At 72.8% G+C, this 25,612-nt stretch carries 22 protein-coding genes; 10 read left to right on the forward strand and 12 right to left on the reverse strand.

Annotation, left to right across the window (positions count from 1 at the left end):
• Positions 1 to 23: 23 nt before the first annotated feature.
• The 5 genes from tsaE to ACWEQG_RS10510 form a co-directional block, all read right to left on the reverse strand.
• Entirely contained in the window at positions 24 to 485 is a 462-nt protein-coding gene (gene tsaE, locus ACWEQG_RS10490; protein ID WP_452283594.1) for a tRNA (adenosine(37)-N6)-threonylcarbamoyltransferase complex ATPase subunit type 1 TsaE, read from the reverse strand.
• Entirely contained in the window at positions 482 to 1,534 is a 1,053-nt protein-coding gene (locus ACWEQG_RS10495; RefSeq protein WP_452283596.1) for an alpha/beta fold hydrolase, read from the reverse strand. The genes tsaE and ACWEQG_RS10495 overlap by 4 nt, the downstream gene beginning before the upstream one ends.
• Positions 1,535 to 1,558: 24 nt before the next feature.
• Positions 1,559 to 2,704: an alanine racemase gene (gene alr / locus ACWEQG_RS10500; RefSeq protein WP_452283598.1), complete on the reverse strand. Its 1,146-nt coding sequence runs from the start codon at positions 2,702 to 2,704 to the stop codon at positions 1,559 to 1,561.
• A 54-nt stretch (positions 2,705 to 2,758) separates the two neighbouring features.
• A complete protein-coding gene (locus tag ACWEQG_RS10505; RefSeq protein ID WP_452283600.1) occupies positions 2,759 to 4,261 on the reverse strand; it encodes an NAD(P)H-hydrate dehydratase in 1,503 nt (500 codons plus the stop codon).
• A gap of 103 nt (positions 4,262 to 4,364) precedes the next feature.
• Positions 4,365 to 4,715 carry a holo-ACP synthase gene (locus ACWEQG_RS10510; protein WP_452283602.1) on the reverse strand — a complete coding sequence of 117 codons (351 nt, stop codon included), beginning with the start codon at positions 4,713 to 4,715 and terminating at the stop codon, positions 4,365 to 4,367.
• 105 nt (positions 4,716 to 4,820) lie between these two features.
• On the opposite strand from ACWEQG_RS10510, the gene coaA reads away from it, so the two are divergent.
• The 8 genes from coaA (at position 4,821) to ACWEQG_RS10550 (ending at position 12,171) form a co-directional block, all read left to right on the forward strand.
• Positions 4,821 to 5,762 carry a type I pantothenate kinase gene (gene coaA, locus ACWEQG_RS10515; protein WP_452283604.1) on the forward strand — a complete coding sequence of 314 codons (942 nt, stop codon included), beginning with the start codon at positions 4,821 to 4,823 and terminating at the stop codon, positions 5,760 to 5,762.
• Between the two features lie 9 nt (positions 5,763 to 5,771).
• Positions 5,772 to 6,707 (forward strand): DUF389 domain-containing protein, encoded by a 936-nt coding sequence (locus tag ACWEQG_RS10520; protein WP_452283606.1) that lies wholly within the window; start codon positions 5,772 to 5,774, stop codon positions 6,705 to 6,707.
• Between the two features lie 77 nt (positions 6,708 to 6,784).
• Positions 6,785 to 7,711 carry an ABC transporter ATP-binding protein gene (locus ACWEQG_RS10525; RefSeq protein WP_452283608.1) on the forward strand — a complete coding sequence of 309 codons (927 nt, stop codon included), beginning with the start codon at positions 6,785 to 6,787 and terminating at the stop codon, positions 7,709 to 7,711.
• On the forward strand, positions 7,708 to 8,571 hold the full coding sequence (locus ACWEQG_RS10530) for an ABC transporter permease (protein ID WP_363468957.1): 864 nt from the start codon (positions 7,708 to 7,710) through the stop codon (positions 8,569 to 8,571). The genes ACWEQG_RS10525 and ACWEQG_RS10530 overlap by 4 nt, the downstream gene beginning before the upstream one ends.
• Positions 8,568 to 9,521 carry an ABC transporter ATP-binding protein gene (locus ACWEQG_RS10535; RefSeq protein WP_452283610.1) on the forward strand — a complete coding sequence of 318 codons (954 nt, stop codon included), beginning with the start codon at positions 8,568 to 8,570 and terminating at the stop codon, positions 9,519 to 9,521. The genes ACWEQG_RS10530 and ACWEQG_RS10535 overlap by 4 nt, the downstream gene beginning before the upstream one ends.
• A complete protein-coding gene (locus tag ACWEQG_RS10540; RefSeq protein WP_363468961.1) occupies positions 9,518 to 10,234 on the forward strand; it encodes an ABC transporter permease in 717 nt (238 codons plus the stop codon). Before ACWEQG_RS10535 ends, ACWEQG_RS10540 begins: the two co-directional genes overlap by 4 nt.
• Before the next feature lie 123 nt (positions 10,235 to 10,357).
• Positions 10,358 to 11,701, forward strand: coding sequence for an AAA family ATPase (locus ACWEQG_RS10545; RefSeq protein WP_452283611.1), 1,344 nt, complete (start codon positions 10,358 to 10,360; stop codon positions 11,699 to 11,701).
• Between the two features lie 14 nt (positions 11,702 to 11,715).
• Complete coding sequence (locus ACWEQG_RS10550) at positions 11,716 to 12,171, forward strand: hypothetical protein (protein ID WP_452283613.1); 456 nt, start codon at positions 11,716 to 11,718, stop codon at positions 12,169 to 12,171.
• Positions 12,172 to 12,222: 51 nt separating this feature from the next.
• On the opposite strand, the gene ACWEQG_RS10555 is transcribed toward ACWEQG_RS10550, so the two are convergent.
• From ACWEQG_RS10555 to rplM, 6 genes are all read right to left on the reverse strand, one after another.
• Positions 12,223 to 13,068 (reverse strand): alpha/beta hydrolase family protein, encoded by an 846-nt coding sequence (locus ACWEQG_RS10555; RefSeq protein WP_452283615.1) that lies wholly within the window; start codon positions 13,066 to 13,068, stop codon positions 12,223 to 12,225.
• A gap of 241 nt (positions 13,069 to 13,309) precedes the next feature.
• Positions 13,310 to 13,900: a sugar O-acetyltransferase gene (locus ACWEQG_RS10560; protein WP_452283617.1), complete on the reverse strand. Its 591-nt coding sequence runs from the start codon at positions 13,898 to 13,900 to the stop codon at positions 13,310 to 13,312.
• A 96-nt stretch (positions 13,901 to 13,996) separates the two neighbouring features.
• Positions 13,997 to 16,828: an AAA family ATPase gene (locus tag ACWEQG_RS10565; RefSeq protein WP_452283619.1), complete on the reverse strand. Its 2,832-nt coding sequence runs from the start codon at positions 16,826 to 16,828 to the stop codon at positions 13,997 to 13,999.
• Between the two features lie 105 nt (positions 16,829 to 16,933).
• Entirely contained in the window at positions 16,934 to 18,319 is a 1,386-nt protein-coding gene (glmM, locus tag ACWEQG_RS10570) for a phosphoglucosamine mutase (protein WP_452283621.1), read from the reverse strand.
• The gene (gene rpsI, locus ACWEQG_RS10575) at positions 18,319 to 18,840 is read right to left on the reverse strand and encodes a 30S ribosomal protein S9 (RefSeq protein WP_169985190.1); all 522 of its coding nucleotides are present in this window, start codon (positions 18,838 to 18,840) and stop codon (positions 18,319 to 18,321) included. The genes glmM and rpsI overlap by 1 nt, the downstream gene beginning before the upstream one ends.
• 30 nt (positions 18,841 to 18,870) lie before the next feature.
• Positions 18,871 to 19,314 (reverse strand): 50S ribosomal protein L13, encoded by a 444-nt coding sequence (gene rplM, locus ACWEQG_RS10580; RefSeq protein ID WP_363468970.1) that lies wholly within the window; start codon positions 19,312 to 19,314, stop codon positions 18,871 to 18,873.
• A 338-nt stretch (positions 19,315 to 19,652) separates the two neighbouring features.
• Between rplM and ACWEQG_RS10585 the strand changes: the two genes are divergently transcribed.
• Both ACWEQG_RS10585 and ACWEQG_RS10590 read left to right on the forward strand, forming a co-directional pair.
• Positions 19,653 to 20,381, forward strand: a complete 729-nt coding sequence (locus tag ACWEQG_RS10585; RefSeq protein WP_363468972.1) for a CAP domain-containing protein — start codon at positions 19,653 to 19,655, stop codon at positions 20,379 to 20,381.
• Between the two features lie 41 nt (positions 20,382 to 20,422).
• Positions 20,423 to 21,595 (forward strand): hypothetical protein, encoded by a 1,173-nt coding sequence (locus tag ACWEQG_RS10590; protein ID WP_452283623.1) that lies wholly within the window; start codon positions 20,423 to 20,425, stop codon positions 21,593 to 21,595.
• Here the strand turns inward: ACWEQG_RS10590 and ACWEQG_RS10595 are convergent.
• The gene (locus tag ACWEQG_RS10595) at positions 21,534 to 24,197 is read right to left on the reverse strand and encodes a pentapeptide repeat-containing protein (protein WP_452283931.1); all 2,664 of its coding nucleotides are present in this window, start codon (positions 24,195 to 24,197) and stop codon (positions 21,534 to 21,536) included. The two genes, ACWEQG_RS10590 and ACWEQG_RS10595, sit on opposite strands and share 62 nt — an antisense overlap.
• Positions 24,198 to 25,612: the final 1,415 nt, after the last annotated feature.

Below are 25,612 nucleotides of genomic sequence, written 5' to 3' on the forward strand. Positions count from 1 at the left end.
ATGCGTGCTCGCGGGGATGTGTATCAGGCGAGGGAGATCTCGGACCAGCGCAGGCCCACGCCCGTCACCCGTACGCGGCGCTCCTCGCCCTCGGCGCCCCGCTCGACGTGGATCTCCAGGCGGTCCTCCGACAGGCCCTCGACCAGGCCCTCGCCCCACTCGACCACGGTGACCGACTCCTCCAGCGAGGCGTCGAGGTCGAGGTCGTCCACCTCGAGCGTGCCGCCCAGGCGGTAGGCGTCGGCGTGCACGAGCGCGGGCCCGCCGGACAGGGACGGGTGCACCCGGGCGATCACGAACGTCGGGGACGTGATCGGGCCGCGCACCTTCAGGCCCTCCGCGACGCCCTGCACCAGGGTCGTCTTCCCCGCGCCGAGCGGCCCGCTCAGCACGACCAGGTCTCCGGGACCGAGCAGCGCGGCCAGCCGTGCGCCCAGCGCCCGCGTCTCCTCGGCGGTCGCGGCCCGGAACTCGGCCGTGGTCACGTGGTGCCCCTCTCGGCCCTCTTCAGCAGCTCGCGCAGCGCCTCGTTCACGGTGTCGGGCCGTTCGAGCTGCACGAGATGCGACGTCTCCGGCACCGTGGTGAGCTGCGCCGTCGGCGCGGCCGCCGCCATCGCCCTGCTGTGGTCGAGCGGCGTCAGCCAGTCGCGCTCCCCCACGATGATCGCGGTGGGCACCTTGTTGAGCACGTCGAGCGCGGTGAGCTTGTCGTGCGACATCAGCGCCGGGTAGAAGTCGGCGATCACCTCGGAGGGGGTGGCCCTGATCATCGACTCGACGAAGTCGACGACGGTCGGGCTGACGTTCTTGGAATCACCGAACCCGAGGTGACGCAGCGCCAGGAACGACAGGTCGGTGCCGGCCTGCCGGCCCCGGTCGACCAGCGCGCCGCTCCTGCGCATGACCGACACGGCGGGCGGCACCGCGAGGTTGACGAGCTTGGAGACCAGGGCGGGCAGGCCCAGGGTGAGCTCTGCGAGTTTGCCCGCCGAGGTCGCGATCAGCGACACGCCGCGGATCTTGTCCCCGAACAGCTCGGGCCGCCGCTCCGCCAGCGCCATGATCGTCATACCGCCCATGGAGTGGCCCACCACCACGCACGGCCCGGGGACGAGCTCGTCGAGGACGAGCGCGAGGTCCTCGCCGAGGCGCTCGATGGTGCAGTCGCTCGCCGGGGCACGGGCCGACAGACCGTGGCAGCGCTGGTCCCACAGCACCAGCCGATAGGAGTCGCGCAGATCGCGCCGCTGGTAATGCCAGGAGTCCGAGGAGAGGCAGTAGCCGTGGCACAGCACGACCGTCAGCGGCGCGTCCTCCACCCCGTCGACCTCGGCATGGATCTCCACGCCGTCCGAGGTCGTGAGCGTCACCGGGCGGCCGCGCAGCTCGCCGAAGGGCTCACTCGCCTCCAGGTCCGGCCGCAGACGGATGCGGCCCACGGCGTACCTCTTGGCGAGCGTGGCCGCGGCCACTCCCGCCGACGCCGCGCCGAAGACCGCTCCGGCGATCCCGACCTTGCGACGTGTGCCCATGCCTGCCCTCCTCGCAGCCGCGGCTCAGCGTTCGTCCAGGTGGACGCGAGGCACGCGGGATCCGATCCTCGTCACGATCTCATAGTTAATCGTGCCCAGGGAATCCGCCCAATCCTGACAGGTCGGCTCGCCGTGGTCCCCGGGCCCGAAAAGGAGCACCTCGTCCCCCGATTCCGCCGGATCGTCACCGAGGTCGATGACGAACTGGTCCATGCACACCCGACCGGCGATGCGCCGCCGGCTCCCCGCCGCCAGCACCTCCGCCTGGTTGGTCGCGTTTCGCGCGATGCCGTCCGCATACCCGAGCGGGACGAGGCCAAGCGTGGTCTCCCGCTCGGTGACGTACAGGTGCCCGTACGACACACCGGAGCCGGGCGGGACCCGCTTGACGTGCGCGAGCCGGGCCGTCAGCGTCATGGCGGGGCGCAGCCCGAAGTCGCCGAGCTCGGGGACCGGGTTCAGGCCGTAGACCGCGATCCCCGGGCGCACCATGTCGTACCTCGCCTGCGGCAGCGTGAGGGCGGCGGCGGAGTTGGCGATGTGGCGGGCCGCGTCGCCAGGTACACCGGCCTTGCCCGCGACGGCGATCGCCTCCTCGAACGTCGCGAGCTGGCGCGCGATGGACGGATGGCCCGGGATGTCGGCGCACGCGAAGTGCGACCACAGGCCGGCGATCTCGATCGCTCCGGTCGCCCGCGCGGCGAGCGCGTGCTCGACCAGCGACGGCCAGTCGGCGACGGTGGCGCCGCCCCGGGAGTTGCCGGTGTCGGCCTTCAGGTGCACCCGGGCCGTACGACCGGTGCGCCCGGCGGCCGCGACGATTTCGTCGACGACCCACGTCGCGCCGGCGGACAGTTCGACGTCCGCGAGCAGCGCGGCGTCCAGCGGCTCGCCCGGCGTGATGAGCCACGACAGGATCGGCGCGGTGACACCCGCCTCGCGCAGCGCCAGCGCCTCGCGGACGAAGGCCGTGCCGAGGCGCGTCGCCCCCGCCTCCAGGCACGCCTTCGCCACGGGCAGCGCGCCGTGACCGTACGCGTCGGCCTTGACGACCGCCATGAGATCGGCGCCGGAGGCCCGCTCGGCGAGCAGCCGGACGTTGTGCCGGATGGCGGACAGGTCCACGCGCGCCTCGGCCGGGGTGGCGGAGTGCACCGTCGAGAAGCTCATTTTCCCAGTGTGTCAGGTGGACCCGGGTGAATGCGCCCACCCTGACGCCGCACGTCAGAGCATGCGGAGGGCCTCGGGGAGCGTCTGGGCGACGTCGAGGGCGGCGATCGGCGCCTGCCCGCGTCCCGTGGCGCCACCCCCGGCGGCGATCCGCGCCGCCAGCCCGTGGACGTACGCCGCGCACGAGGCCGCGTCGTAGCCTGTCATCCCGGCGGCGAGCAGGGCGCCGGCGATGCCCGACAGGACGTCGCCGGTGCCGCCCGTGGCCAGCCAGGGCGTCCCCGTCGTGTTGACCCGCACCGGCCGGTCTTCCTCGGCGACGAGCGTGGTCGAGCCCTTGAGCAGCACCGTCGCGCCCAGTTCCGCGGCGGCCCGCCGTACGTGTTCGAGCCGCCCGGCCTCGACGCGCTCGCGCGGCACGCCGAGCAGCCGCGACAGCTCCCCCGCGTGCGGCGTGAGCACGGTGGGGGCGGCCCGGCGCAGCAGCGTGCGGTCCTTGGCGAGGAGCGTCAGCCCGTCGGCGTCCACCAGCACGGGCACGCCGGTGGACAGCACGGCGCGGGCCACCGCGTGCGCCTCCGGGCCGGTCCCGAGGCCGGGGCCGAGCACCCACGCCTGCACGCGCCCGACCTCGTCCAGCGAGCTCTTCAGCACCAGTGCCGGGTCGAGCACGGTCGTGATGGCCTCCGGCCACCGGGCCCTGACCAGCCGCACCGGCTCCGCCGAACTCGCGAAGCGCACCAGCCCCGCGCCGGCGCGCACCGCGCCGCCGACCGAGAGCACGGCGGCCCCGGTGTACCTGTCGCTGCCCGCGGCGATCCCGACGACGCCCCGCCGGTACTTGTCGCTCTCCGCGCCGGGGCGGGGCAGCATGTCGGCCACGTCGTCGCCGGTCAGCGCGGCCACCTCGGGGTCCGGCAGGAAGGGTCCGAGGCCGATGTCCACCAGCTCGACGGCGCCCGCGTGCGCGGCTCCCGGGTCGACGAGCAGACCGGCCTTGTACGCGCCGAACGTCACCGTCATGTGCGCGCGGACGGCCGCTCCGTCGACCCGTCCGCTGCTCGCGTCCACCCCGCTCGGCACGTCGACCGCGACGACCAGGCCGGCGGCCTCGGCGGTCAGCTCCGCGAGCGTGCCGTACGGCTCCCGCAGCGCCCCGCCGCCCCCGATGCCGACGAGGCCGTCCATCACGAGGTCGGCGCCGGCGAGCAGCTCTCGCGCCCGCGCGGTGTCGTACGGGTGCGCCCGGCCGCCCGCCTCCCGCAGCGCGGCCAGGCCGCCCTGGTGGGTGCGCGAACCGGCGAGGACGGCCTCCACCCGCGCTCCCCTGCGGGCCAGCCGGGCGCCGGCGTACAGCGCGTCCCCGCCGTTGTCGCCGCCGCCGGCGAGCAGCGCCACCCGGGAGCCGTACACCCGGCCGCGGGAGCCGGCGAGCAGGTGCGCGCAGACCGCGGCGAGTCCGGCGGCGGCCCTGTCCATCAGCGTCCCCTCGGGGAGCCTCGCCATCAGCGCGTGCTCGGCGGCGCGGATCTGTTCGGAGGTGTAGGCGGTCCGCATGGGTCCGACGGTAGCCTGCCGCGACGGCGAAGGCGATCACCGCATGCCCAGGGCGGCGGGCACGGGCGGCGGGCACGGGCGCGGGCAGGGACGGCGGGCTCCGTCAGGACTCGGCGACGACGTAGGCGACCGCCATGCCGCCGTCGTGGGACAGGGAGACGTGCCACCTTCGCACGCCGAGGTCGCGGGCCGCCTCGGCCGCCCGGCCCGTGATCCTCAGCTCGGGACGGCCGCGCCCGCCGACCACGACCTCCGCGTCGAGGTGCCGCAGCCCCGGCGGGACCCCGAGGGCCTTGGCCACGGCCTCCTTGGCCGCGAACCGCGCGGCCAGCGACTCCAGCGGCAGCGCGGCCTCGGCCTCGGTGAACACGCGGCGCCGCAGGCCGGGGGTGCGCTCCAGCGCGGCGCCCAGGCGCGCCACCTCGACCACGTCCACCCCGATGCCCACGATCACACCGCCAGCGTACGGGCCTCCCATCCTTCCCCGTCGCGGGCCGAAGTAATCCATCGATTTTTGTCCACAGCCTGTGCACACCCCGCGCGGGACCACCGGGACGCCATGGCTACGCTTGCCGTCGTGGCAGATGGGGACGCGTACGTCGAGCTGAGCCGCGAGCAGTGGCGTGACCTGCGCAAGAACACACCGCTCACGCTCACCGAGGCGGAGCTCGAGGAGCTTCGCGGCGTCCACGACCCGATCGACCTGTCCGAGGTGACCGACATCTACCTGCCGCTCACCCGGCTGCTGAACCTGCACTTCACGGGTTCGCGGCAGCGCGGCGCGGCCGTCGGCGCGTTCCTCGGCGAACAGGAGGCGCCCCCGCCGTACGTGCTGGGCATCGCGGGCAGCGTCGCGGTCGGCAAGTCGACCACGGCGCGACTGCTGCACGCGCTGCTCGCCCGCTGGCCCGAGCACCCCCGGGTCGATCTGATCACCACCGACAGCTTCCTCTACCCGAACAAGGTGCTGGAAGAGCGCGGGATCATGCACCGCAAGGGCTTCCCGGAGAGCTACGACCGGCGGGCGCTGGTGAGCTTCGTGGCCGACGTGAAGGCGGGCCGCCCCTCGGTGGTGGCGCCGGTCTACAGCCACCTGGAGTACGACATCGTGCCGGGCGCGGCGCAGACGGTGGACCGGCCGGACATCCTCATCGTCGAGGGGCTCAACGTCCTGCAGCCCGCGCCGCCGGACGCCCTGGCGGTCTACGACTACTTCGACTTCTCCATCTACGTGGACGCGCGCATGGAGGACATCCGCACCTGGTACGTGGAGCGATTCCACAAGCTGCGCCGTACGGCCTTCTCCGACCCGAAGTCCTACTTCCGGCACATCGCGGAGCTCTCGCACGAGGAGGCGACCGCGTTCGCGGAGAACGTCTGGCGCGACGTCAACGAGCGCAACCTGGTGGAGAACATCGCCCCCACCCGCCGCCGGGCCGGCCTGATCCTCCACAAGGGCTCCGGCCACTCCGTCCGAGGGGTACGGCTGCGCCGCACCTAGGATGCGGCCGTGCTGCATCTACGGGTCATCGCCCCGTTTAAGCGGACCGGCCAGGTCGTCGAGGTCTTCGACCGTACGCCGGGCGTCACCAACGTCGTGCTCCTCCGCGGGGCGGCGAGGCGGCCGGAGGGCGACGTCGTGCTCGCCGACGTCGCCAGGGAGGCCGCCGACGGGGTCATCGACGAGCTCAAGGCGCTCGGCCTGGAACGGGACGGCTCGATCACGGCCGAGGACATCGAGCTGTCCATCTCCCGAGGCGCCGCGGAGGCGGAGGAGCGGGCGCCCGGAGAGGGCGACGACGCCGTGGTGTGGGACCAGTTCGAGCAGCGGGTGGCCCTCGACAGCCGCGTCACCTGGGCCTTCCTGGCGTTCCTCGTCATCGCCACGCAGATCGCCGCGATCGGCGTGCTGATCCCGTCGCAGATCCTGATCGTCGGCGCGATGGTCCTCGGGCCGGAGTTCGGCGCGGTGGCCGCCGTCTCCTTCGGCCTGCTGCGCCGCCGCTGGCGACTCGTCGGGACGGCCTCCCGCGCGCTCGCGGCCGGCTTCGCGTCCGCGATCGCCGTCACCCTGGCCTGCGCCCTCGTCGCGCGCGGTCTCGGCTGGATCTCCCCCGACACTTTGCGGCACCACGACGAGGTGCGCTTCATCGTGACGCCCGACCGGTGGTCGTTCATCGTGGCGCTGCTCGCCGGCGCCGCGGGCGTGCTGTCGATCACGGCGGGCAAGTCGTCCGCGCTCGTGGGTGTCTTCATCTCCGTCACGACCGTCCCGGCGGCCGGGTACATGGCCGTGGCCCTGGCGCTCTCACGCTGGGACGAGGTCGGCGGCTCGGCGCTGCAGCTCCTCGTCAACATCACCGGCATGGTCGTCGCCGGCGCGCTGACGCTGTTCCTCCAGCGCTCCCTGTGGAACCGGTACGGCGGGGGTAGGGGACGGACGTGACAGGCATACCTGAGACGTAGACGGGTTCGTCCATGAGACGGAGGTCCGGCGCTCGCCCTGCCCAGTAGGGTCGGATCATGACTGCGAGCGCGACCCCATGCTTCGCGACCGAGGGGCTGACCAAGCGCTTCCCCCGCGTCACGGCGCTCGACGACCTCACGGTCGCCGCCGGCACCGGCGTGACCGGCCTGGTGGGCGCCAACGGCGCGGGCAAGTCGACGCTGATCAAGATCCTGCTCGGCCTGCTCCCCCCGACCTCGGGGCGCGCCTCGGTGCTCGGCCTCGACACGGCCACCCAGGGCCTGGAGATCCGGCGGGCCGTCGGCTACATGCCCGAGCACGACTGCCTGCCCCCGGACATGTCCGCGACCGAGTTCGTGGTGCACATGGCCCAGATGTCCGGGCTGCCGCGTACGGCCGCCCGCGAGCGCGCCGCCGACACCCTGCGACACGTCGGGCTGGACGAGGAGCGCTACCGCCCGATGGGCGGCTACTCCACCGGCATGCGGCAGCGGGTCAAGCTCGCCCAGGCCCTCGTCCACGACCCGAAGCTGGTCTTCCTGGACGAACCCACCAACGGGCTCGACCCGCAGGGCCGCGACGACATGCTCGCGCTGATCCGGCGCGTCGGCACCGAGTTCGGCATCAACGTGCTGGTCACCTCCCACCTGCTCGGCGAGCTGGAGCGGGTGTGCGACCACGTCATCGTCATCGACGGCGGGCGGCTGCTGCGCTCGTCGGCGATCCGGGAGTTCACCCGGGCCGAGCAGACCATCGCGGTGGAGGTCGAGGAGGGGCAGCAGCGGCTGGCCGAACGCCTCACCGCCGGCGGCGAGACGGTCGCCGCGCAGGGCAGGCTGCTGACGGTCCAGGTGGCCGCGGACGACCCCGGCCGCACCTACGACGCCGTACGCGACGCCGTCTGCGACCTCGGCCTCAGCCTTCTGCGGCTGGAACAGCGGCGGGGCCGCATCGAAGACGTCTTCAAGGAGCCGGTGGCATGACAGAGCCCACCGCGGTCATCCACGACATCGGATACCGCCACTACGACGGCGTACGGCTGGGGCGCGGCCGGGCGACGCTCGCCCTCGGCGTGCAGAGCCTGCGCGGCGTGTTCGGGCTCGGCCGTACGGCCCGCGCCAAAATCATGCCGCTGCTGCTGGTCGCGATCATGCTGATGCCGACGGTCGTGTCGATCGGCGTGATGGCGCTCGCCAAGCAGTACGTCATGCCCTATACGGGATACGCCGTCTTCATGCAGGCGGTGATCGCGGTCTTCCTCGCCGCGCAGTCGCCGTACCTGGTCGCGCCGGACCTGCGCTTCCGCGTGCTGCCGCTCTACCTGTCCCGCCCGCTGACCGTCACCGACTACGTCCTGGCGAAGCTGGCCGCCCTCGCGGTCGCGGTGTTCGGCCTGCTGGCCGTGCCGCTCACGATCCAGTTCGTCGGCGAACTGCTGGTGGACCTGCCCGGGCCGCCGCACACCGCCGACTACCTCGGCGCGCTGGGCGGCGCGGTGCTCCACGCGGTGCTGCTGTCGACCGTGAGCATCGCCCTGGCGTCGTTCACCCCGCGCCGCGGCCTCGGCGTCGCGGCGGTGATCGCGTTCTACATGTTCACGGCCGCCATCTCCGGGATCTTCGCCGGTGCGGTGATCTCGTCCGGACGTGACGACCTCGTCGGCTGGGCCCTGCTGCTCAACCCGTTCTTCCTCGTCGACTACGTCCAGTCGGCCCTGTTCGGCACCGAGCCCGTCAACCCCGGAAGCCCTCCGCCGGACCTCGCGTCGGTCCTGATCCTGCTGGCCGTGGCCGCCGTGGCCGCGACGGGCGTCCTCCTGCGTTACCGGAAGGCGGCGTCGTGACCACCACAAGCTCTCCCGTGACCACCCGCCAGGGCGTGCTCGAACTCGCCCAGGTGTCCCGCTGGTACGGCAACGTCGTCGCGGTCAACGACGTCACGATGACGATCGGTCCCGGCGTCACCGGCCTGCTCGGGCCGAACGGCGCGGGCAAGTCGACGCTGCTGCACATGATGGCCGGGTTCCTCGCGCCGTCCAGCGGCACCGCGTCCCTCGACGGCCGGCAGATCTGGCACAACCACGAGATCTACCGGCAGATCGGCCTGGTCCCCGAGAGGGAGGCCGTGTACGGCTTCCTCACCGGGTGGCAGTTCGTGCTGTCGTCGGCCCGGCTGCACGGCCTGCCCGAACCCGCCGACGCGGCCCGCAGGGCCCTTGACCTGGTGGAGATGACGGACGCCTCCGGCCGGCGCATCGAGACGTACTCGAAGGGCATGCGGCAGCGGGTGAAGGTCGCCGCCGCCCTCGTCCACGACCCCCAGGTGCTGCTTCTGGACGAGCCGTTCAACGGCATGGACCCCCGGCAGCGGCTCCACCTCATGGACCTCGTCCGGCGCATGGGCGAGGAGGGCCGGACCATCCTGTTCAGCTCGCACATCCTCGAAGAGGTCGAGCGGGTCGCCCACCACATCGAGGTCCTGGTCGCCGGGCGGCACGCCGCGTCGGGCGACTACCGCGAGATCCGGCGCCGCATGGCCGACCGGCCGCACCTGTTCCGGGTCAGGTCGAGCGACGACCGGCATCTGGCCGCCGCGCTCATCGGCGACCCCTCCTCCAGCGCGGTCTCGCTGACCGAGCAGGGCGTCGAGGTCCAGGTGACCGACTACGCGCGGTTCACCGCGCTGCTGCCGCGGATGGCGCGCGACCTCGCCGTACACCTGTGGCAGGTCTCCCCCACCGACGAGGACCTGGAAAGCGTCTTCTCCTACCTCATTTCCGGGAGCTCGCGATGAACACGGTGGTGGCGGACATCACCTACCGGGCCATGCTCGGACGCAAGAGGATCTGGCTGCTGGTGCTGCTGCCGGTGGCGCTGGTCGCGATCGCCGCGCTGCTCAGGCTGTTCAACGGCCACGACGAGCAGACGGCCGTGACCCTGATGAAGAGCTTCGCGATCGGCACGATGCTGCCGCTTCTCGGGCTGATCGCCGGGACGGGCGTCATCGCCCCGGAGATCGAGGACGGCACGATCATCCACCTGCTGTCCAAGCCGATCTCCCGCCCGGTGATCGCGGTGACGAAGTTCGTGGTCGCGGCGTCCCTCATCGCGGTGTTCGCGGCCGTCTCGACCTACGCCTCCGCCTACCTCCTGACCGGCGCCGAGTCGGGCGTCGCGACCGGATTCACCCTCGGGGCGCTGTTCGGCGGCGTCGCGTACGCCGCGGTGTTCCTGCTGCTGGGCGTGCTCACCCGGCACGCGGTCGCGGTCGGCGTCATCTACGCCCTCGTGTGGGAGGGCGTGGTCGGCGGCTACGTGCCCGGCGCACGGAAGTTCTCCATCCAGCAGTGGGCGCAGTCGCTCGCCGACCAGGTCTCCTCCTCGCCCTTCTTCTCCACCGAGGTGACGCTCGGCTTCGCCGTACCGGCGATGATCATCGTCACGATCGGCGCCGTCGTGTGGACCGGACAGCGCCTGCGCTCCCTGTCCCTCACCGGCGACGACTGATGACTCAGCCGCCCACCGCCAGAAGTAGCAGCTCCCGGGGCGGAATCCGAGTGGGCTTCTGAACCTGACCGCGCCGCCCGGATGGTCCTTCCGGCTCCCCACGTTCTCGCTACGGTAGGACGTATGGGACCGCGCCTGGCGCAACTTCGCCTCACGGAGTTCAAGTCCTTCCGCGACGCCTCGGTAATGCGGTTGGGCGGCATGACCGTGCTCATCGGGCGCAACAGCAGTGGCAAGTCCAATGCCCTCGACGGGCTGGAGGTGCTTTCCCGGCTGGCGACGGGCGCTGACCTCGTGGAGGCCCTCGACAGCCGCCGAGGCGACGAGGGACCGCTCCGAGGAGGAATCGAAGGCTGTCCCCCACACGGAAACGACCGCTTCCGCCTTGGCTGCACGGTCCTGTCGCCCGAACGGGCCGGCAGCGGCTACGCCCTCATCGATCTCGATGTGACCGTGCAGGTGCGGCCGGAACCGGCGATCGTCAGCGAGACGCTGTCGGGCGTGTCCGGCAGACTACGCAACACAAAGGACCCCTCCTCCAGAATCTGGCACAAACTGCTCACAACCCGTGACCCGGCCCCGGAAAACGGAAGCATCGACGCAACGTGGTACCGGGGAACCCGAGGACGGGGCCGAGTGGCGTCCTTCCGTGCGACCCGACTGCTCACGTCGCAGATTCCGCTCCGGCTGGCCCAGGACACCGAAACCGAACGACACGTGGTCCAGGCGGCCAAGGATTTGGTGCAAGCGCTCCAGGGCGTCTTCCATCTCGACCCCGTGCCCCACCTGATGCGGCAGTACGTGCCAGGGCGTGACGTACGGCTGCGGCGCACCGGCGAGAACCTCTCGGCCGTGATCGGTCAGATGGCGGAGCGCGACCCTGATCAGTTCGCGCAATTGGTCGAACTCGTTCGGGATCTCGTGGAACATGAGGTGACGGGCATCGAGGTCATCCGGTCCGACCTGAACGACGTCATGCTCGCACTCCGCGAAGGCCGGGCCGTCACTCCCGCCCGGGAGATGAGCGATGGTCTTCTGCGCTTCATGGCCATCGCGACCACTTTGATCACTCGTGGCCGGGACGTGGATCTGGGTGGCATGTCGAACCGCGAACGCCCTGTGACTGTGGTGATCGAGGAGTTGGAGAACGGCCTGCATCCCTCGCAGGCGGGCAAAGCTCTCGATCTCGTACGCAGGGCGGTCAGGAACGACGGCGCACAGGTGCTTTTCACCACGCACAGTCCAGCCCTCCTGTCGGGACTGTCCGCCGAGGACCACAAGTCCGTCGTCGTCTGTTCGCGGGACCCGCAGACGCAGCAGTCGACGCTCACACCGCTACCCGAACTGGACGGATATCCCCGGCTGATGGCCCAAGGCGACCTCGGGTCCGTCGTGACAGCGGGGTTATTGAGCGAGGAACGGCGCAGCGATTTCTCGGAGTTCGACCGCCTCATGGGAATCGGGTGATCATGGCCCGGCGTGTGGAATTCGTGGACACGTCGATCCTGTGCAATCTCCTCGACGTACCGGGCAAAAACCAGCATCAGCAGGAGATCAGGGAGAAACTGCGGCTGAAGAGCCGACAATGCGATCTTATCCTGCCCGTCACCGCGGTCATCGAGACCGGCAACCACATCGCACAGCTAGGAAACGGACACGACCGGCGTGACCGAGCCAAGAAGCTTCATGCGCTTCTTGACCTAGTGATCAGAGGCGAGGCGCCGTGGGTGCTGCACACAGTGGAATGGGGCGAGCCCTTTCTCCGCGAGCTCCTTGGAGGCGGCGGTACGGGGATCGCACTGGCGGACCACGCGATGAGCGGGCTCGGCCTCGGCGACCTGTGCATTCTGACCGAGCGGGAGATGTACAGGCGACGCGTGGCCGGCGTCGAAGTCGGGATATGGACGCTGGACGGACAGCTCAAAGCGCACGAATGACTTCGTGACGGCGGCCGCCAGAGAGGGCGGCCGCCGTCGTCGTGAGAGGCGTCAGAAGGGGCAGGTGCTGCGGTACTCCTCGACGGCCAGGCTCCTGCCGGGGCCGGGGCACAGGAAGCGGTCGTAGCGGACGTCGTCGTCGACGAACCGCTTCATCCAGGCCACGGCGTACTTGCCGATGGTGGTGTTGGTCGTGTTCGGGGCGAAGTGGGTGGCGCCGTTCAGCTCCAGGTACGCCTTGTCGAGCGACGAGGGCAGGCTGGTGTAGAACGGCACGGAGTGCGAGGCGACCGGCGCGACGGTGTCGGCCTCGGCGCCGATGATCAGCGTGGGCGTCCGGACGCCCGACCAGGTCTTGTCGAGGTTCCACGGGGTCAGCGGGACGGCGGCCCGCAGGGACGGCCGGTCGTCGACGGCCTCGAGTGTGCCGCCGCCGCCCATCGAGTGGCCCATGACGCCGAGCCTGGTCGCGTCCACGCGGCCGCGGACCGAGCTGCGCTCGGTCAGGTAGTCGAGCGCGGCCAGCAGCTGCCGGCCCCGGCTGTCGGGCTGGTCGAGCCGCGTCAGCGTATCGATGTTGAACACCACGAAGCCGTGCGAGGCGAGCCGGGCGGCCAGCCAGGCGAGGCTGGACTTGTCGGCCGTGTAGCCGGGGGCGATGGCCACGCCGCCGAACGTCCCCTCGGACGTGGTGGTCGGGTAGTAGATGGTTCCGCCGCCGAAGCCGCTCACGGACAACGACGACACGTCGGTCTGCGCGGTCGCGTACGGCCCGCGCGACGCCTCCAGGAGCGCGTCCGTCGGGTCCGGGCCGTGTACGGCGGCGTGGGCGGCGGGAGCGGTGAGGAGACCGCCGGCCAGCGCGAGCAGCACGACGAGCGCAAGCGTCGTGACCACGGAGGACGTCCGGTGCAGGAATGGGGTTGGGGGGTGTGTCGGCACGTCGGTGCACTCCTTGGGGGGTAGGAGTGGGAACGGGCACGCGGGCCGGTTCCCGCGAACGGTCTGACCGCCGTCACTGTCGCGCCGTCAGCCCCGTACGCGCATCGGTGAAATCACCGGTCCCCGCCGACCACGGGCGGTCCCCGGCAGACCACCGGCCCTGAGGCGGCGCCCACCGGAGAGCCGGTCCCGGAGGTCAGGGCCGGTAGCCGCTCTTGTCCGCCTCGGTGATCGTCCGCAGCACCCGCGCGGGGGATCCGACGGCGATGACGCCGGAGGGGATCGAGCGGGTGACCACGCTGCCGGAACCGATGATCGTGTTGTCGCCGATCGTCACGCCCTGATTGATGGTGACGCCACCGCCGATCCAGACGTGGTCTCCGATCGTCACCGGCTTGGCGTAACAGGCGCCGGCCGCGCGTTCACCGGCGTCGATGGCGTGGTTGCTGGTGTAGATGCCGACGCGGGGACCGAACAGCACGTGGTGGCCGATGGTGATGCCCCCGCCGTCGAGCATGACGCAGTCGAAGTTGGCGTAGAAGTGGTCACCGATGCTGATGTTGAAACCGAACTCGCAGCGGAACGTCGGCTCGAAGTGGCAGTCCTGTCCGACCTGGCGCAGCAGGCGGCGCAAGATCGCCTCGCGGTCCTGCTGCGGCCGCCCGAAACTGTTGTTGTATTCGGTGGTCAGCAGCACGGCGCGCCGGCGCGCCTCGACGAGTTCGTCGGTGAGGTCGTTGTACATCCGGCCCGAGAGAATGTGCGCGCGCTGGGCTTCAAGCGTCACTGCGTGATCCTTGTTCATCGTCGGTCGGCCCTCGGGACCCCGGTTCCGGGGGTGGGCACTGGGAAGAACTGGATATCACGGCTCTCGGCGGCCGGTTCACGGCAGCAGGCGGGCCAGTTCGACCCGGGAGCGCACGCCGAGCCTGGCGAAGATGTTCCGCAGGTGATGCTCCACGGTGCGCGGGCTGATGAACAGCCGGGCCGCCACCTCCCGGTTCGTCGCGCCCTCCGCCACCAGGGTGGCGATCCGGAACTGCTGCGCCGTGAGCAGCCGGCCGGCCTCGGAACGGGAGCCCGAGGGCCGCACCGACTCCCCCGCCGCCCGCAGCTCCGCGCGGGCGTGCGCGCTCCACATGCGGGCGCCGTACCGGTCGAACGTCTCCAGCGCGCCGTGCAGGTGCTCGCGGGCGGCGCCCGGGCGGCGCGACCGCCGCAGCATGCCGCCGTACAACAGCCGCGTGCGCGCGGTCTCGAACGCGCACGATCCCTGGCGGTGCAGTTCCAGCGCCTGGGCGAAACGCTCCCCGGCCTCGTCCGGAGGCGCCAGCAGCGCGTGACATCGGGCCGCCAGTGCCAGCCGGTCGGGGTCGCGGGTGCTGTCCGCCCAGCGTTCCAGCACGACCAGCGCGTCCCGCGCCTGCGCGACGTCCCCCGTCCGTACGGCGCTCTCGACGAGCAGCGGCGTCGCCATCACCCGGACGACGAGGGGGTCTCCCGTACGGGCCACCACGCGCAGGCGGTTCACCGCGTCGGCGTGCCGGTTGGCCGCGACGTCCAGATGGGCCAGGGCGAGCGTGCCGAGCGCCTCGGCCACGCTGACGCCGTGGGCCGCGGCGAGTTCGACGGCGCGCGCCGCCCGCAGGGCGCACGTCTCCTCGTCGCCCTCGACGGCGGCGGTGAAGGCGAGCCAGGCCAGGTGCTGCGCACCGCTGACGGCGCGGCCCGTCTCCTGCGCCAGGCGCAGGCCGTCCATGGCGTTGGCCGCCACCGCGTCGTAACGGCCCATCCACTGCTGGGCCTGGATATGGATCTCCAGCATCTGCGGCATGCTGGCGACCGCGCCGTGGGCGCGCGCGACCTCGACCGCCCGGGTGGTCAGGGTGAGCGCGGCGGCGCCGTTGCCGAGCAGGAGGTTCGCCACGCCGCCCCACACGAGCGCCGAGGGACTGCCGGCCGAGGACGGCGCCATCACCCCGGTGGCGACGCGGCGCAGGGAGGTGGTCGCCTCCAGATGCCTGCCGCGGAACGTCGCGGCCATGCCCTCAAGATACTCCAGAGCCATGCGCGTGAGGTGGGCGTCGTCGGGCCGCCGCAGCGTCTCGGCGCGCCGGGCGATCGTCAGGAACCGCCGGTTGTCCCCCGCCAGGTAGCTCGCCTCGCCCGCCCGGACCAGCGCGCGTACGGCCTGCTCGCGGTCGGTGCGCAGCAGCCGCTCCGCGGCGGCGAGCAGCGTGTCGCAGGCGCTGTCGGTCTTGCCCGCCCGCAGCTCCAGGCTGCCCCTGAGCAGCTCGGCCCGGCCGCGCACCTCGGCGCCGGCCGCGAGCGTGTCGACCCTGGACAGCAGCGACCTCGCCCGCTGCGGCTGTCCCGCCTGCCAGGCGTGCTGGGCGGCGGCCGCCATCCGTGCGGCCTTGGCCTCGCCGTGCCCGGTGAGCTCGGCCGCCCGTTCGAGGACGCGGAACGGTTCCGGGAAGGCCGCCGTCGTCGCCTTCGGCATCGCCGCCAGCGCCCGTACGAGATCCTCGGCAAGCTCGCGCGCGGAACCGTCGAGGGCGGCGGCACGATGCCACGCCCGCCGCAGCCGCCGGCGTTCCCCGCCGGAAGCACCGCCGCGAGCACCGCCGGGAGCGTCACCGGAAACATCGCCGGGATCATCGTCGAGAAGGCTCGCGAGCAGGCGGTGGGCGGCCCGCCGTCGAGCGAGGGACGCCTCGGCGTAGGCCACGTGGCGCAGGAGCGGGTCGGCGAGGTCGAAGCCGCCGTCCGGCAGCTCGACCACGACGCCCGCGGCCTCCGCCGTCTCCAGGGCCGCCAGTCCGGACCGCGCCTCCGCCGCGCGCGTCAGCGTGACCGCGTCGATGCCGGGATCGGCCGCGATCAGCAGGACGAGGTCGGCGGTGTCGGCGGGCAGGCCGCGGAGCCGGTCGGCGTACGCCCGCCACAGACGGCCGCCGCGCGGCGGCGCCTCGGGTGGCGGCGCCGCGCCCTTGCGGTGCTCGTGGGTCAGCGCACCGGCGAGTTCCGCCAGCGCGAGCGGGTTGCCCCGGGCCGCCCGGACCAGCGCCGTACGCAGGTCTCCCGACAGACCTCCGGGGACGAGGTCGTCGAGCACCTGCCGCGACGCCCTCTCGTCGAGCGGGGTGAGCGGAAGCGGCGGCAGGTCGCCGGGGGCGGTGCCGGGCTCCGCGGAGGCCAGCAGCACGGCGACGGGGACCGTCCCCACCCGGCGGGCCACGAAGCAGATCGCCTCCCGGCTGGGAGCGTCGAGCCACTGGATGTCGTCGGCGCACACCAGCACCGGGCGTCCGGCGGCCTGCAGGAGCCGCAGCAGCGCGGCCGGCAGCGCCAGGCCGCCCGCGTCGGCGCCGGTCCGCAGCGCGTCGGCGAGCACCCGCGTATCGGCCGCCGACGTGTCCAGCCGGTCGGCGATCGGGCGGAGCAGGGCGTGCAGCCCGGCGTACGGCAGGTGGGTCTCACCTGCGACGCCCCGGGTGCGGAGCACGAGGAACCCCGGCTCGTCGGGGGCGCCGGTGGCCGCGTGCGCGGCGGCGAGGTCGAGCAGCGCGGTCTTTCCCGCACCCGGTCCGCCCAGGAGGAGCAGGCATCCGCCCACACCGGTTCTGGCCCGGTCAATCAGTGCGCGCAGCGCGTCCGATTCCCTTTCACGGCCCCTTAACGCATCCGACCGGACACCGGTCAAACAAGACATGCATCAGTGTTACGCGCACATTACGCAAATGAGAAGGGCTCCCAATAAGGAACCCCGCCGGGCACGCGCCCGGCGGGGTCCTCAGGAGTCGTGACGCGTGCGGCGTCAGACGCAGACCGTACGGACGACCTCCGCGAGGCGGTCCGCCACGGCCTTGGCCTGGTCGTGCGACGCGGCCTCGACCATGACCCGGATCATGGGCTCGGTTCCGCTCGGCCGGATCAGCACCCGGCCGGTCTCCCCGAGCTCCGCCTCGGCCTCGGCCACCGCCGCCCGCAGCTCGGGCGCGGACGCCTTCGACTTCGCCACGTCCCGGACGTTGACGAGCACCTGCGGCAGCTTGGTCATCACCGCGGCGAGGTCGGTGAGGGAGCGGCCCTGCCGGGCCACCTCGGCCATCAGGTGCAGCGAGGTGAGCAGGCCGTCCCCGGTCGTGGCGTGATCCAGCATGATCACGTGACCGGACTGCTCGCCGCCCAGGGTGTAGCCGCCGTCCTGCATCGCCTCCAGGACGTACCGGTCGCCGACCGCGGTCTCCACCACGGACAGGCCGGCCTCCCGCAGGGCGATCTTGAACCCCAGGTTGGACATGACCGTCGCCACGACCGTGTCCTTGGCGAGGCGGCCGTCGGCCTGCATCGACAGGGCCAGGATCGCCATGATCTGGTCGCCGTCGACCTCTTCGCCCGTACCGGTGACCGCGAGGCAGCGGTCGGCGTCGCCGTCGTAGGCGATGCCCAGGTCGGCGCCGCGCGCGACGACGGCCTCCCGCAGGGGCGTCAGGTGGGTCGAGCCCACGCCGTCGTTGATGTTCAACCCGTCCGGGGCGGCGCCGATGGTCTCCACGATCGCGCCGGCGCGCAGCAGCGCCTCCGGGGCGACCATGTGCGCGGCGCCGTGCGCGCAGTCGATGACGACGCGCAGCCCGTCGAGGCCGTGGGGCAGGGTGGTCAGCAGGTGCGCGACGTACCGGTCGGCCTCGCCGTACGCCTCCCGGACCCGGCCGACGGACGCGCCCACCGGGCGGTTCCACTTCTCCCCGAGCCGCTGCTCGATCTCGTTCTCCACCGCGTCGGGCAGCTTGTAGCCGCCGCGGGTGAAGAACTTGATGCCGTTGTCCGGCGCGGGGTTGTGCGACGCGGAGAGCATGACGCCGAGGTCGGCGCCCAGCGCGTTGGTCAGATACGCGACCGCCGGGGTGGGCAGCACGCCGAGCCGCAGGACGTCCACGCCTGACGACGCGAGGCCGGCGACCACTGCGGCCTCCAGGAATTCACCTGAAGCACGCGGGTCCCGGCCTACGACGGCGATCGGGCGGCCGCGCCGCCCGACGCTCGCGTGGAACGCCCCGGCATCGCCGAGCACGTGCGCGGCGGCCACGGACAGGTCCATGGCCAGCTCCGCGGTGAGGTCGCGCCCGGCGACCCCACGTACCCCGTCGGTGCCGAAGAGGCGCCCCCGCGAGGAGGCGCCTACGGGCTCCCCCGACATTAACGCTTGCTGTACTGAGGAGCCTTGCGGGCCTTCTTGAGGCCGTACTTCTTCCGCTCCGTGGCGCGGGCGTCACGGGTGAGGAAGCCGGCCTTCTTCAGCGGCGGGCGGTTGACCTCGGCGTCCAGCGCGGCGAGCGCGCGGGACAGGCCCATGCGCAGCGCGCCGGCCTGGCCGGTCACGCCGCCGCCGTCGATGCGGGCGATGACGTCGAACGCGTCCTCGGCGCCGAGCACGACGAACGGCTCGTTGATCAGCTGCTGGTGGACCTTGTTCGGGAAGTAGCTGTCCAGCGAGCGGCCGTTGATCGTCCACTTGCCGGTGCCCGGCACGATGCGAACCCGGGCGATGGCCTCCTTGCGGCGGCCGGTGCCGTACGAGTTGCCCGTGGTGACGGGCTTGCGGACGGCGCCGTCGCCGGCGGGGGCCGACTCGGTGGTGTACTCGGAGGGGAACTCCTCCGCGGTGTAGTCTTCCGGCTCGCCCTCGACGAGCGTCTCGATACCGGTGGGCTCGGCCACGGTTCTCCTCTTAACTTTCCTGGCTCGCGATTACTGGGCGATCTGGGTGATCTGGAACGGCACCGGCTGCTGGGCCTGGTGCGGGTGCTCGCCGCCGGCGTAGACCTTGAGCTTCTTGGCCATCTTCCGGCCGAGAGCGTTCTTGGGAAGCATGCCCCGGACGGCCTTCTCCACGGCCCGGTCCGGACGCTTCTCCATGAGCTCGCCGTAGGAGACGGCGCGCAGACCGCCGGGGTAACCCGAGTGGCGGTACGCCTTCTTCTGCTCGAGCTTGTTGCCGGTCAAGGCGATCTTGTCGGCGTTGATGACGATGACGAAGTCACCCGTGTCGACATGCGGAGCGAAGATCGGCTTGTGCTTCCCGCGAAGCAGGGTCGCCACATGACTGGCCAGCCGGCCGAGCACGACGTCGGTCGCGTCGATGACGTACCACTGACGTTCGACGTCGTTGGGCTTCGGTGAGAACGTGCGCACGGCAGTGCCTTCTGTCGGAAATGTGAACTCTCGGTAGGTTGCGCAGGCACGGCGACAACCTCCGTCTCCACATGTACGGGAGAAGACGCCGGACGCGCCGTGCACCGGTCTGCGGACAGACCGATCCACACACAACGAACTAGCAGACTACCGACCCGATGCCGCCCGGTCAAAACAGCGAGCGGGGACCCTCATTGGAACGACGCATTTGAACGTTCATCAAATCCATACCCAATCGCCCCTTCATCCCCATGGCGGGGATCTCTATATTTGACTGCGGTATGTGGCAGACCCCTCACAAAAATCACACCTTCCGTGGCCCCCTGCGGGGGACTCAGATGGGTCTGCTGGCGTGCGCCGTCGCCATTCTGCTCACCGGCGTGGTGATCGGCCGGATGAGCGCCGGGTCGAGCGAGGTCGACGAGGTTTATCTCCGCAAGTCGGAGCCGTCCCTGTCCCCCCGCGCGAGCGCGCCGGGCACGGTGCCGCGCGACCGGCCCACCCTCGACCACGTCCTGCGCACCGTGGCTCCGGTCGCCCCCCGGGAGGTGCCGCAGCAGCGCAGGCCCCGGAAGGAACAGCCGCCCTCCACTGTGATCGACGGCTCCGGCGGCGGCTCGCCGTACAGCGTCCTCACTCCCGGGGCGGACGGAGGCGACGGCGCGTACGACGCCGACGCGATGCGGGCCGCCTCGATGGAGGCCGAGGTCGTGCGCCTGGTGAACGCCGAGCGCCGCAAGCACGGCTGCCGGCCCCTGCGTGTGGACCCCCGCCTCGTGGAGTCCGCCCGCGCGCACTCGGCGGAGATGGCGTCGAGCGGGCTGTTCCGGCACAGCTCGCCCGGGGGAGCCACGCCCTGGGACCGCATGGGGGCGGCGGGCTACTCCGAGGGCGGAGCCGAGACGATCGCGAGGGGCTACCAGAGCGCCGCGGCGGTCGTACGCGGCTGGATGGCCGGGCGGAGCGACCGTGCCACGCTGCTCGACTGCCGCCTGGTCGCGACCGGGGTCGGCGTGAGCACCGGCGACGGCGGCCCGTGGTGGACCGAGGACTTCGGGTATTCCTGACCCTTCGTCGTCTGTCCGAAACGCCGACTAATCTCAGCGCCATGGGTTACCCCGGCGACCAGCAACCACCTCCGCCGCACCAGCCTCCGGACCCCCGCAGGCGGGACCTGCCGCCGTACTCCGGCGGGGACGACTCGCCCCTCGCCGGCCGTCGCGACGCGCCCCCGTACGGCGGGGGCCAGCCGCCCTACCAGCGCGAGCAGCCGCCCTACCAGCGTGAGCCGTCGCCGTACGCCCGCGAGCAGTCGCCATACGAACGCGAGCAGGCCCCCTACCAGCCCTATCGGCCCGAGCAGCCGCCGTACGCCGGACGCGGGCCGCATGAGCAGGAGGGCCCGCACCGCGTGGAGGAGCTCGCCTCGGGCCCTGGCCCGGGCCCCTCCTACCCGCCCCCGTCCGGCGGTCAGCCGGGTGACGGCTGGGACGCGCGGCGGCGGCCCACGGAGCCGCGGGTGCCCGTGCCGCCGGAGCCCGTGTGGGATCCCGACGTGAAGGGCCCCTGGTGGCGACGCCCCTGGGCCCTCGGCCTCGGCTTGCTCGCCCTGATCGGTGCGCTGTTCACCGGCCTGTGGTACGCCGCGAGCAACGAGAAGCCGCCGGTCGCCGCTCCGGCGCCCAGCAAGCGGTCCACCCCGCTCGTCCCCGACGGCCCTTCCGGCAAGTACGGCTACACGGGCTCCCGGGCGACCGACAAAAGCCCGCTGTCACTCGGGGAGTTGTTCCCCAAGCGCAAATTCCTCAAGGACAAGCGGTCGTACGTCCGCACAGTCTTCCGCAGGGAGAAGAAATGCGCGGACGGCGTCACCGGCGACAAAATCACGAAGGCGCTCAAAGCGGGCGGATGCACGCAGCTTCTGCGGGCGAGCTTCGCGGACGCCAAGGGCACGATCATCGGCACCGTGGGCGTCGCCAACCTGCGGACCTCCGCCACGGCGAAGAAGGTCGCCTCCGCCGGAGGCGGCGGGGAGCGGAAGGACTACCTCAAGCCGCTGCCGGGCAAGGACGAGGCCAGCAAGCACCTCGGCACGGGCGAGGCGTACGCGGGCGGCTGGACCCACGGCCACTACGCGGTGCTGCTCTGGTTCCAGTTCAAGGACGGCCACAAACCGACCAAGACCGAGCAGAAGCGGCTCTACCAGGCCGCGGTGGACGTCACCGACTCGACTGTTTTCCCTGCCCTCGACACCCGCTCGCTGACCGGTGGCCCCAGCTGAGGCCAGGCGTTCGCTGAGGTGGGAGCGGGTGGGCGAGCTGGGGCGGCACGGACCGAAACGCCCATAGGGGCACGCCGATCGCGCCCACGCCGTTACGCTTCCGGCTATGCGTGGCAAGGATTCCGGCTCCGAGCACGAACACGAAACGGCGTGGGCCCACCGTGAGGCGGACGCCGAGGGCTCGGCGACACCTCCGACGCCACCCCCGAGCTTCGGGCAGACCCCGGCGCCCGGACTCGGGCAGCCCCCAGCGGACGACGGCACGGCCTGGGCCCCGGACGCCGCCGGCACGGCGGACCGGCCCGCGCCGCCCGCCGTTCCCTACCCGACCAGGTACGGCCTCCCCGGCGGTCTCAGGGCGCCGGAACCGGCCGCCGACGACCCGGAGAGCACCAACAGATTCCGGGCCGTTCCCGCGTACGGTCCCCCGCCGCCCTCCTCCGGCGTACCCGGGGACGCCAGGTCCCTTCCCGCGCCGCGCCCGCCGGGTGACGAGGGCGTCGGCTCGCCCGCGCCCGGCGAGCCGCATCCCGGCGCCGTGCCTCCGCAGCCCGCGTACGGCGGGGGACCGCACACCTGGCAGCCGCCGGAGGGCCAGGGTGTCCACACGTGGCAGCCACAGCCGGGCCAGGGCGACCAGCGGCAGCCGGGGTACGGCCCGCCCGCGTGGCAGCCACCCGCCCCGGCCGGACCCCCCTGGCAGCCCCCGGCCGATCCGAACCCCCCGCGTTGGGAACAGGCGCCGGGTCCCGGAACGCCGCCCTGGCAGCCCGAGGGCCAGGGAGTGGTGGCCTGGCAGCCCCCGCCCGGCCCCGGCACCGTGGGCCGGGCGCAGGAGGGCCCTGACGCGGGGGCCGGCCCCACCGCCCCCTACGGACATCCGCCGGCGGACCCGAACGCCCCGCGTTGGGAGCAGGCGCCGGGTCCCGGAACGCCGCCCTGGCAGCCCGGGCCGCCGTCCTGGCACCCCGGCCAGAGCGCGGGCGGCCCCGCGTACCCGCAGACTCCACCTCCTCCACCACCGCAGCCCGCGTACGGCGGGGGACCGCACACCTGGCAGCCGCCGGCGGACGGAGCGGACCCGGCCTGGCAGCCCCCGGCGGACGGAGCGAACCCCGCCTGGCAGCCGCCGCCCGGTCCGAACGCACAGGGATGGCAGCCGCCCGGCGCCGTGGGGCCGGGCTGGGAACCGCCCATGCCGCAATCGTGGCAGCAGGAGCCACCCCCTCCTGGCGCCCCGGGGCCTGCCTGGGAACCACCCGCCGGCGCGGCCCCTCAACCCTGGCAGCAGGAGCCACCCCCGCCCGGCGCCCCGCAGACGTGGCCGGCCCCGGGCGGCGAGCCCGGCGCACAGCCAGGTGGACAGCCCGGGGCACACCCCGGCGTGAGCTCCTGGCCCCACTCGGGCGACGGGTCGCAGTGGCCACAGGGTCACGTACCTGCCGGGACGGGTGACATCACCGGCCCCACGACGTGGCCGGCTCCGCCGTCCGGCGAACCGGCGGCTCCCGGCGCCTTCGGCGCGTCCCCCTCGCCGTACGACACGGGCCCCCAGGGACAGATCGGCGCTGGACAGATCGGCGCTGGACAGATCGGCGCTGGACAGATCGGCGCTGGACAGACCGGCGCCGGGGAGCCGTACGACGGATCCCCGGGGCAGCCGTGGCAGGACCCCGCGGGATCCGCCTGGCCGCACCACGGCGGCGCCCCCACGGCACCGGTGCTCTACGGCCCGGACCAGGAGAACGCGGTCGGTCCCCAGTCCGCCCAGCCCGGTGAGACGGCGCCCGGCGTGCCGTCGTTCCACGAATGGGGGCCCGCCCCTGTCGCGGGGCAGCCGTCCGCAGGGCCTCTGTCCGCGGGGCAGCCGTCCGCGGGGGAGGCGTGGTCCCCGGCGCAGACGCCCCACCAGGGGTATCCACCGGCGGACCCGTCGCAGGCGCCGCTCGCGCCCGGTCCGCAGCCCTCCGACGCGCAGGGGGCCGCGTTCCCGGACCAGGTCCGTCCCGGCGAGCCCGGCGACGTCCCCGTGTGGCCGCCACGGCTGCCGGGCGAGCCGTACCCGCAGGGAGAGCTGCCCGCGGGCACTTCCTGGCCCCCTGTGCACGCCTACCAGGACGAGCACGGCGCCGCGCAGGCGTCCGCGGACCCGTCCGGCGGCACATCGGGCGACGCGCCCGGCCACACCGGCGCGCCCGATCGCGACGGCACGCCCGCGGATGCCCCGCACCACGCCGGTGCGCCTGCGGGCAGCGCGTCCGGCGAGGGACCGGGCGGGACCGGTGATACCGCCGGGCAACCGCTCCCGGGCGGCGCGAGCGGGGACGACCCCACCCGGCACCCCGACGCCGGGGGCGACCCCACCCGGCACCCCGACGCCGGGGGCGACCCCGACCCGTACGCGCGGCCGGGTGAGGAGCCGCTCGCCGCTCCCACGGAGTGGTCGGCCGGAGAGCCCTCGGCGACCGGGGTGCCCGGACCCGGCGATCCGCCCCGGGACGTTCCCGGAGAGAGCGTCCCGCCACCGGGCGCGCCGGCGCCGTATCCTCCCCCGCCGGGCCCTGCCGGGCCGCCCGCGGGCTTCGGAACCGAGATCGCCCATGCGGTGACGCCGGCCGAGGGGTTCCAGGCACCCGGCGCACCACACGAACCGGACCGCCCTCCGGCGTACCCCGAGCCGAGCACCGCGCACGGCGGGCCGCAGCCGGCGTCTCCCGACAGGACGACACAGCCGCTGCTCCCGCCGCCGCACCCGCACACATCGAGCGCCCCGAGTCAGGCGCAGGACAGCGCACCGTCCGGGACACCACTGGGGACACAGGACGAGACGCCGGCCGACGCGGCGTCCCAGGCACCGTCCGAGGCGTCCTCTACGGGGGTCCCGCCATTCGCCGTGCCCCCGGGCGCGGCGTCATCCGACACGCCGCCCACGGGCCCGTCCGCGAGCGACGGCGCCGACGGGGCGGACTCCCCCAACCCCACCTCAGGACAGATGGCGACAACCTCTCCCACGACCGGTTCGCCCTCGCAGCCGACCGACGACACCCCGTTCGCGTTCACGCCGGTGACGCCCGCCAAGGCGGGCAAGCCGGCGCCTCCGCCCGGATTCGGGCCGGATCCGTCCTCCCCCCAGGGCAACCTCCCGGCGACGCTGGGCTCCACCGGAGCTCCTCCGTCCGGCGGGAAGGTCAAGCGCATCCTGATGGCCGCCGGAGCGGTGGTCGTCGTGGGGGCGATCGGCACCGCCGCCTACTTCGCGTACTCCGGCGAACCCGGCGGCGACCAGGCCGCCCGCACACCGGCGGCCACCACCGCGCCCCCCTCCGACGAGCCGCAGCCGAGCTCCACGGTCGCCTCCGCGATCCTCGACTCGGAACAGACCGACCCCAAGACCCTCAAGTCGGAAGAGGCGTTCCCGGACGAGAAGGTGACGCTGGCCGGGCGGACGTACCGCCGCGTCAAGGTCGACGTGACCGACGACTGCGGCAAGGCGGCGGCGGGCGCGTTCGCGCAGGCCCTCACCGAGCAGCAGTGCCGCAGGGTGCTCAGGGCGACGTACGTCGACGGCAAGCGCCAGTACGCCGTGACCACGGGCATCGCCGTGCTCCCCGGCAAGACCGAGGCCCTCGCGGTCGACCAGACGAAGAACCTCGGTACGAACGTCTGGTTCCGCGGCCTCGACGGCGACAAGAAGAGCCGCGCGGACAAGGTGTCGATCTCCGGTGGCTACGCCGCGGGCATGGTGTGGGGCCGCTACATCGTGTTCAGCTACGCCACCTACGCGGACGGCCACACACCGGAGACGGGCGACACGAACCTCGGGCCGATCAGCGGCGCCTTCCGCGACAACACGGCGAAGGTGATCGAGAAGCGCGCGAGCCGCTGACGATCCCGGCGCTCTCGCGCACAGGGCATCGCGGGCACAGGGCATCGCGGGCACAGGGCATCGCGGGCACAGGGCATCGCGGGCACAGGGCATCGCGGGCACAGGGCATCGCGGGCACAGGGCATCGCGGG

This window comes from Microbispora sp. NPDC004025 (assembly GCF_053604425.1).